8 protein-coding genes are annotated in these 7,280 nt (G+C 63.0%); 6 read left to right on the forward strand and 2 right to left on the reverse strand.

Annotated features, from left to right (window positions below; translation table 11 throughout):
- Positions 1-97 precede the first annotated feature (97 nt).
- Complete coding sequence (locus tag P3W85_RS41340; RefSeq protein WP_276269076.1) at positions 98-1,153, reverse strand: sugar phosphate isomerase/epimerase family protein; 1,056 nt, start codon at positions 1,151-1,153, stop codon at positions 98-100.
- A 174-nt stretch (positions 1,154-1,327) separates the two neighbouring features.
- On the opposite strand from P3W85_RS41340, the gene P3W85_RS41345 reads away from it, so the two are divergent.
- Both P3W85_RS41345 and P3W85_RS41350 read left to right on the forward strand, forming a co-directional pair.
- Positions 1,328-1,897: a TetR/AcrR family transcriptional regulator gene (locus P3W85_RS41345; RefSeq protein ID WP_276269077.1), complete on the forward strand. Its 570-nt coding sequence runs from the start codon at positions 1,328-1,330 to the stop codon at positions 1,895-1,897.
- A gap of 216 nt (positions 1,898-2,113) precedes the next feature.
- On the forward strand, positions 2,114-2,470 hold the full coding sequence (locus tag P3W85_RS41350) for an STAS/SEC14 domain-containing protein (RefSeq protein WP_017224221.1): 357 nt from the start codon (positions 2,114-2,116) through the stop codon (positions 2,468-2,470).
- 314 nt (positions 2,471-2,784) lie between these two features.
- Here the strand turns inward: P3W85_RS41350 and P3W85_RS45400 are convergent, their stop codons facing one another.
- Positions 2,785-2,934: a hypothetical protein gene (locus tag P3W85_RS45400; protein WP_346430333.1), complete on the reverse strand. Its 150-nt coding sequence runs from the start codon at positions 2,932-2,934 to the stop codon at positions 2,785-2,787.
- A 793-nt stretch (positions 2,935-3,727) separates the two neighbouring features.
- Between P3W85_RS45400 and P3W85_RS41365 the strand changes: the two genes are divergently transcribed.
- The 4 genes from P3W85_RS41365 to P3W85_RS41380 all read left to right on the forward strand — a co-directional run.
- Complete coding sequence (locus P3W85_RS41365) at positions 3,728-4,537, forward strand: TonB family protein (protein WP_276269078.1); 810 nt, start codon at positions 3,728-3,730, stop codon at positions 4,535-4,537.
- Positions 4,538-4,539: 2 nt separating this feature from the next.
- Positions 4,540-5,049 (forward strand): RNA polymerase sigma factor, encoded by a 510-nt coding sequence (locus P3W85_RS41370; protein WP_276269079.1) that lies wholly within the window; start codon positions 4,540-4,542, stop codon positions 5,047-5,049.
- A gap of 118 nt (positions 5,050-5,167) precedes the next feature.
- Positions 5,168-6,160 carry a FecR family protein gene (locus P3W85_RS41375; RefSeq protein WP_276269080.1) on the forward strand — a complete coding sequence of 331 codons (993 nt, stop codon included), beginning with the start codon at positions 5,168-5,170 and terminating at the stop codon, positions 6,158-6,160.
- A gap of 345 nt (positions 6,161-6,505) precedes the next feature.
- The coding region (locus P3W85_RS41380; RefSeq protein WP_276269081.1) for a filamentous hemagglutinin N-terminal domain-containing protein at positions 6,506-7,280 on the forward strand (775 nt) is incomplete at its 3' end.

Consider the following 7,280-nt stretch of genomic DNA (forward strand, 5'->3'; position numbering starts at 1 on the left):
TGCACGCGGTGGCCGTCGATGCGTACATAGGTGTGCGTGTATTGGAAGTCGTCTTGCATGGATGCCTTCGGTGGATGCATTGGATGCGCTGTTGATGTCAGGCAATGCCGAGCATGCTGTCGATCTGCGCCTTGTCGACCGTGGCGCCAGCAAAATCGTCGAAGATGCGCGAGGTCACGCGGATGATATGGCTGTTGATGAAATCCACGCCTTCGCGCGCGCCGTCTTCCTGGTTCTTCAGGCAGCACTCCCACTCCAGCGTGGCCCAGCCCTGGTAGTCGTATTGCGACAGCTTGGAGAAGATCGACTTGAAGTCGACCTGGCCATCGCCCAGCGAGCGGAAGCGTCCGGCACGTTCGGTCCACGACGTATATCCGCCATAGATGCCCTGCCGCCCGCTCGGATTAAACTCGGCATCCTTGACGTGGAACATACGGATGCGGTCGCGGTACAAGTCGATGTAGTCCAGGTAGTTCAGCTGTTGCAGCACGAAGTGGCTGGGGTCGAACAGGATGTGGCAGCGCGGATGGTCGCCAACCAGATCGAGGAAGCGCTCGAAGGTGGCGCCGTCGTGCAGGTCTTCGCTGGGGTGGATCTCGTAGCAGAGGTTGACGCCTTCCGCATCGCAGGCATTCAGCACCGGCAACCAGCGTTTGGCGAGTTCTTCGAAGGCGGCTTCGATCAAGCCTTTCGGGCGCTGCGGGAACGGGAACAAGTACGGCCACGCGAACGAGCCGGAGAAGGTGCCCATCTCAGTCAGGCCGAGTCGGCGCGATGCCTTAGCGGCAAGTTGGAGGCGCGTCAGCACCCACACGGAGCGCGCCTGCGGATTGCCGCGCAGCGCGGGCGGCGCGAAGTTGTCGCACATCGAATCGTAGGCGGGATGCACCGCCACTAGCTGCCCGAAGATATGCGTGGTCAGTTCGCTGATGACCAGGCCGTGCTCGGCCAACGTGCCTTTGACTTCGTCGCAATATGTCTGGCTTTCCGCTGCGGTCTTTACGTCGAACAGGCGCTCGTCCCAGGCAGGAACCTGCAATGCCTTGAACCCTGTTTCGGCGGCCCATTTGGCGATCGCGGGCAACGTGTCGAACGGCGCTTGCGCGTCGCTGAACTGAGCGAGGTGGAGGCTTGGACCTTTTATAGTTTGCATTGATTTAACCGTCTATTGTTTGTCGATCGACAAAGAATAGACGGAGAAAACGAGGAAGTCAACCGTGTTCGGCGCCGCGACGGTAAAATGCACGTCGCAACAGCATTCACTCACGAGCAGAACATGGCCGGACGCCCCAGAGAATTTGATCGAGACCAAGCCCTGAATGCGGCCATGACCGTGTTCTGGGAGCGCGGCTATGAAGGCGCGTCGATGTCGACGCTGGTCGAGGCGTTGGGCCTGGCCTCGGCGCGCATCTACGCGGCGTTCGGTAGTAAGGAAGCGTTGTTCCGAGAAGCGGTGGCGCTATACGAAGCAGGCGAAGGCGGTTTCGCGGATCGCGCCATGCAGGAAGAAGAGTCGGCCAGACAGGCCATCGCCCGCTTGCTCGACGACGCGGCGCGGACCTACACCAAACGCGGTCGTCCGCATGGCTGTCTGGTGGTGTCCGCGGCCAGCAGCTGCGCACTCGAGAACGAACCGGTGGCCGACTGGCTGGCGGAACACCGCCGCCAGCGCACGCAATCCATTATTGACCGGCTGCATGCGGCGGTGGAAAGCGGTGAACTGCGGCAGGACACCGACATCGCCGCGCTTGGCGATCTCTACGGCGCGCTGCTGCACGGCATCTCCGTGCAGGCCCGCGACGGCATCAGCCGCGCCCGTTTGCAGGCGATGATCGGGCCTGCGATGCTGGCTCTGGATGCTGCCGCTGCCCCTGGCAAAACCGTCTCCCAAGGTTGATCCGTAAGAATATAGCGCGGCCTAGCGAATCTTTAGCTTGAAGCGCATGCGTGGACTGGCAAGCCAACAGTTTGTTTTCGATGGCCGCATGCGGCCAGGAAGCTCGAAGAGTCGCCGATCCGAGCCGTGTGAAAAGGCGTACCATCAGGAGGTGATCGAACGCTAGGTTTGTCCGTGCCTGAGCGTGTAATGTCTCCCCAGCCAAGTGGTCCTGCCATGATCCTGTATCACACTGACCCCGATTCCCCGGTCGTCGAGATTTTTGTCGAAGGCAAAATCACTGACCGCGATCTGCGCGAAGCCATCGAGCGCATGCGAGCGGATCTCGAACTGAACGGCAAGACCCGCGTGCTCGAACGCATCGAGCATGTCACCGGCATCGAGCCAAAGGCGCTGTGGACCGACCTGACGCTCGGCGTTTCCTTGGCCCGCAAAATCACGCGCGCGGCCGTGGTGGCCGACGCGGGATGGATCCACGCCTCGATGCATCTGGCGCGATTCTTTACGAAGGCCGAAGTCAAGGCGTTCCATGTCAATGAGTTGGATCAGGCGCGCGCCTGGATCAACGCCTGAGCGCCGCCCGGCGAATCTCGTACCGTCCTAGGCCATCGCCGAGTAGGGCCAGCCCGCACCCTTGAACGCGAAAGTGTAACGGGAGCGGAGGTCGTGGAGCTTTGCTCGAGACAGTGAGATAGTGTTAGCCAGGCAGGGGCATCGCGGATCGCGTTGCCCCTGCTGCTGCGAGATCGTCCAGCACTCGCGGGGCAACCCAGGTCGAGACAATGCAGTAAAGGACTGAAGAAAACCATGAGTGCCAGCCTGATCGACTTGCATATTGCCCAGATTTTTCCGGACGAATACGCCACACTGCGCGAGGCCAATGCGCGCTACCGCGCACTGGCCGTGCGCTTCTCGCGCGACGCCCCAATTTGCGCATCCACCGCGGGAAACAGGGCCCCGCCTACTTCGGTGTTGTAGTTTTCGCGGGCCTGCCGCAGGGCTGCCTGGGCGGCGGCCAGGTTGGGGCTGTTGGCCAGCGCCCTCGCGTATCAATGTGTCGAGTGGGGCACAGCGGAACAGCGACCACCATTCGCCGGGGATATCCTGCACCGTGACGAAACGCCGCGCTGCCCCGGCGCTCCCCGGCATGCCGGGCGTGGATGCGGTCTACCCGGGCAGTGGCTCTGCTGTGAAGTGGTCGCGGCCCGGCGGCTCGGGCGCATGGTAGTCCGGGCCCACGGCGCACGGAGGGGAACACACCAGTTCCTTAGCCATGCGCATACTCCCTGGCACAGCCAGGGCGACGTCTGACTGTGAAAGCCTGCGTGCCGTTAAGACTACCCCAGATTCATTGTTGCCGTTTAGCCCGCCGCATGCGGCACCCGGCTTCAAGGGGGCATGCCAAAATGCGGAATTGTGCTTCACAGAGCATAAAATGCGAATCCCGGCCGACCCTCCGTGAGGGCAAGGGGCGCGGGCGCCGTGCGGCAGCGTCGTCTCTTCGTACCGGGAGTTTCGCTCGCGATATGCGGCCGGACCGAGCGGTCGCGCGGTAGGCCCTCATCGACTACGCAGACCGAGCGCCGGGCGCGCGCGAGATGGTGGCAGCGGACAGCCTGGCGAAGCTGCCGCCGACAATATCGCCACGTGCACGCCAATCCGATCCCGACTCCCCACATCCATCGCCAGGATGATCGGCCGTAACCGGACAGATGGAAGTCACACGGGAAAAGAGGCGTTTGTCATGAAGTATTCACAAAATTCGACGACATTGCTGGCGAAGCATCCACCCCGCTATTCCCAAAAACTCCGGCGACTCATGCGTTTGAAATGACAGGCAACTCGGCATCGGTCAGCGTGCTTGCGCTGACAGGATTCTTGAGTGGCTTGGGCCTCCTGATTGCGACTGGGGTGGTGCGTGCGCAGTCGCCGGGTACGTCGGGCGGGCCATCACGGTCGGACATGCCTCTCCATGGACCGGCCACCGCTGCCACATTGCCGTTGACGGATGCGCCGGCCATCGGCCGCACGGCCGGGAGAAATGAAAGGCTTTTCGACTTCGACATACCCGCGCTACCCTTGGATTCCGCACTTGACCGCTATGCGGCGCAGTCCAGACGGCCGGTGCTTTTTCGAAGCGAACTCGTGACCGGGCGCATGTCGTCTGCTGTGCAGGGGCGCTTCTTGCCCGAAGTCGCGCTGAACCAACTACTCAAGGGGACTGGCCTCGCCGCAGAACGAGACAATGCAGGGGGAGGCGGCAGTGCCTTTGTCTTGATGGAAGCCGATGAACACGCCGCGCCGGCACCCTATGCCGGGATCGACGATCTGGTCAGCGATCGACGGTATCCTGGCCAGGTTCAATCCCGCATCTGGCAGGCGCTCTGTAGCGTCCCACGGACCGCCCCCGGGACTTACCGCGCGCTGATGCGCTTTCAATTGAGCGCCGATGGCCGCATCCAAGGGGTGCGCTTGCTTGGTTCGACGGGGGACCCCCAACGTGATGTGGCGCTGATGGAAATCTTGAGAACGATTCAGGTCCCTCCGCCACCGCCGGATATGGCGCAACAACCGTTAACCATGTTGATTGTCCCTGAGGATCACAATGGCAGGCTTCGCTGCGACAGGGGGGCGTCCTAGCTATGTCCGACGACGTGCAGCCGGCCTTGCTGGAGCATTTGGCCAATCGCTACGCCAACCTCAAGCGAAGTCTGGTACGGGTGCTGGGCAGCGATGACCTGGCTGGCGATGCCTTGCACGATACCTATCTGAGGTTGCAGCGCCAGGAGAACCACGGGCCGATCCTGAGCCCGAGTGCCTATCTGCTGCGCATGGCGGTCAATATCGCCGTCGATATTCAGCGCAGGCAGAACCGCAACTTGTCGACAGACGACGTTGAAGCTCTCATGGAGCTGTCCGATCCCGCACCCGGTCCGGCGCAGGTGGTTGAAGACCGTGCCGAGCTAGAGGCCTTGAGCAGAATCATGGCGCGCCTGCCAGAGCGCCGGCGGCAAATCTTGCTGCTGGTCCGCTGGGAAGGATTGCCGCAAAAGGAAGTGGCCGAGCGACTGGGGGTTTCGATACGCACGGTCGAAAACGAATTGAAGCGCGCGCACGATTTCTGTGCCCAAATGTCGAGCAGACAAAAATAGTTGAGGGATTTGAGCATTGTCATTCGTCTTTACTCGTGAAACGCAATCCGCGCCGAAGCTGCGCGCGGCTCGCCGACGCCATCCAGAGCGCGTTTTCGTGGTGGCTTGATTCGATATCGTGAAGAAACCCATCGACCAACATGCCGTCTCCAACGACGTGCTCCAGGAGGAAGCGCGGGCCTGGGTGCGCTTGCTCACCTCGCGTGAAGTCAATGCATGGGATGCGCAAGGATTTCAACGCTGGCTGCACAGCAGCCCGGCCAACAAGGAAGCGTTCAACGAAGCCAAGCGGCTCTGGGCTGCGATGAAGCCGGCGGCAGGGGAATTGCTGCGTGCCGATCCGGGGATCGCCGCCGCACACAGCCATGCATTACGCCCCGTGCAGTTGGGGCGTCGTGCATTCATGGGCGCAGCGGTGAGTGCTGCGGCCGTAGCGGCCGTTGCCGCGGTGTACCCACCCCTTGGGGTCTGGCCAGCGATCACGGAGTGGGGGGCGGACTACCGTACCGCCGCCGGCGAGCGGCAGGAAATCGGGCGAGCCGGCAGTGTTCTTGTTACGCTCAACACGCGGACCAGCGTTCGACGACAGATGGACCATGGCCAAATGGTCGGCCTGGAACTCATCAATGGACAGGCCGCCGTCGACCTGTCCCGGGACGGCCAGCGCTTCGTCGTGACGGCGGGAATCGGCCGAAGCGTAGCCGAATCGGGACGCCTCGACGTGAAGTCTCTCAACGGCAAGGTCTGTGTAACCTGTCTTGAAGGCGCCGCGCGCGTGGAGCATCCCGCGGGGATTCGCGCACTCCTGGCTCGGCAGCAAGCCATCTACGACGATCGTATCGTCAGCCCCGTCGCCGGCGCTGATCCGCAGGAAGTGTCGGCTTGGCGCACCGGAGAAATGGTGTTCCGCAATACGCCGCTTGCCGAGGTGATCGAAGAAATCAACCGCTATCGACCCGGCCGTATCGTGCTGGTGAACACCGCCGTTCGCGATCATCTGGTGAGCGGTCGATTCCTGATTACGTCTCTCGATGCAGCGTTATGGCAAATCGAGCATACCTACAAGCTTGAAGCCACGTCCTTGCCAGGGGGATTGCTGGTCCTGAGTTGAGCCGTCCGGCACCAGGGCTGGCCATTCCACTGCGCAGATACATAGGGTATGGACTGCCCACCTTCTTACGAAGTTCGCCCCTGTAGCCCGGCGACAAAGTGCGAAGCCAAAAAAATAGTTGAGGGATCTGGCGGTAGCCATTCGTCTTGTCTCAGCGAGTTTCTGTTGCCGCTTAATGCGAAGCGGAGCCGAACAAAACTCGATGGACGTGGCGGCCCGGCACCGGGCGGGCTGCCGTAGCGGAATCGACTCAACTATTGGGCAGGACTTCAGATGAGCACACGCGGGCGCAAGTGCGCAATAGCGAAATCACGACACCTGGCACCGGCGGCATGGCCATTGCGCATGGCGCCGCTGACCCGGGCCGTTGCCATGCTGCTTGCCGCTGGCGGGGTTTGGGGTACGGCGCAGGCGCAGCAGGCATTCAGCGGTGCATGGTTTGCGGCCAAGGGCGCGACGCAGAGCGCGGCGCAGCAGACCGGGCGCCTGCCCAACGGCATGCCGGTGTCGGCGCTGGCGAGCCCCTCGGCCCAGCAGCAACAGGCCAATGCCGAGCTGCAGCGCTCGCTGGCCAACCTGGGTGCGGCCGCGCAGGGCATCGCGGCGATGCAGGCCGCGCAAGCCAGCGCGCGCGCGGCCGCCGCGGCGGCGAACGCCACGGTGCCGGACGGGCTGGCCGAGGGCGGCCTGAAGATCGACACCAACAGCCTCACGCAGGGCTGGATCAACGCCAACGCGCCGGCGCAGACGGCGGCCGGTGGCAAGACGACGGTGGCGATCCAGCAGACCGCGGACCGCGCGGTGCTGAACTGGGAGACCTTCAACGTCGGGCGCAACACCACGGTGGATTTCAAGCAGCAGGCGGACTGGGCGGTGCTGAACCGCGTCAACGATCCGCAGGCGCGGCCGAGCCAGATCCAGGGGCAGATCCGGGGCGACGGCACGGTGATGATCGTCAACCGCAACGGGGTGATCTTCAGCGGCACCAGCCAGGTGGATACGCGCAACCTGGTGGCGGCGGCGGCCAGGATCAGCGACGGCCAGTTCAGCAGCAACGGCATCTACGGGCTGAACGGCACGGCGCCGAGCTTCACCGATGCGCTGGGCAAGGTGGAGGTGC

This window comes from Cupriavidus basilensis (assembly GCF_029335485.1).
GTDB classification, from domain to species: domain Bacteria; phylum Pseudomonadota; class Gammaproteobacteria; order Burkholderiales; family Burkholderiaceae; genus Cupriavidus; species Cupriavidus basilensis_E.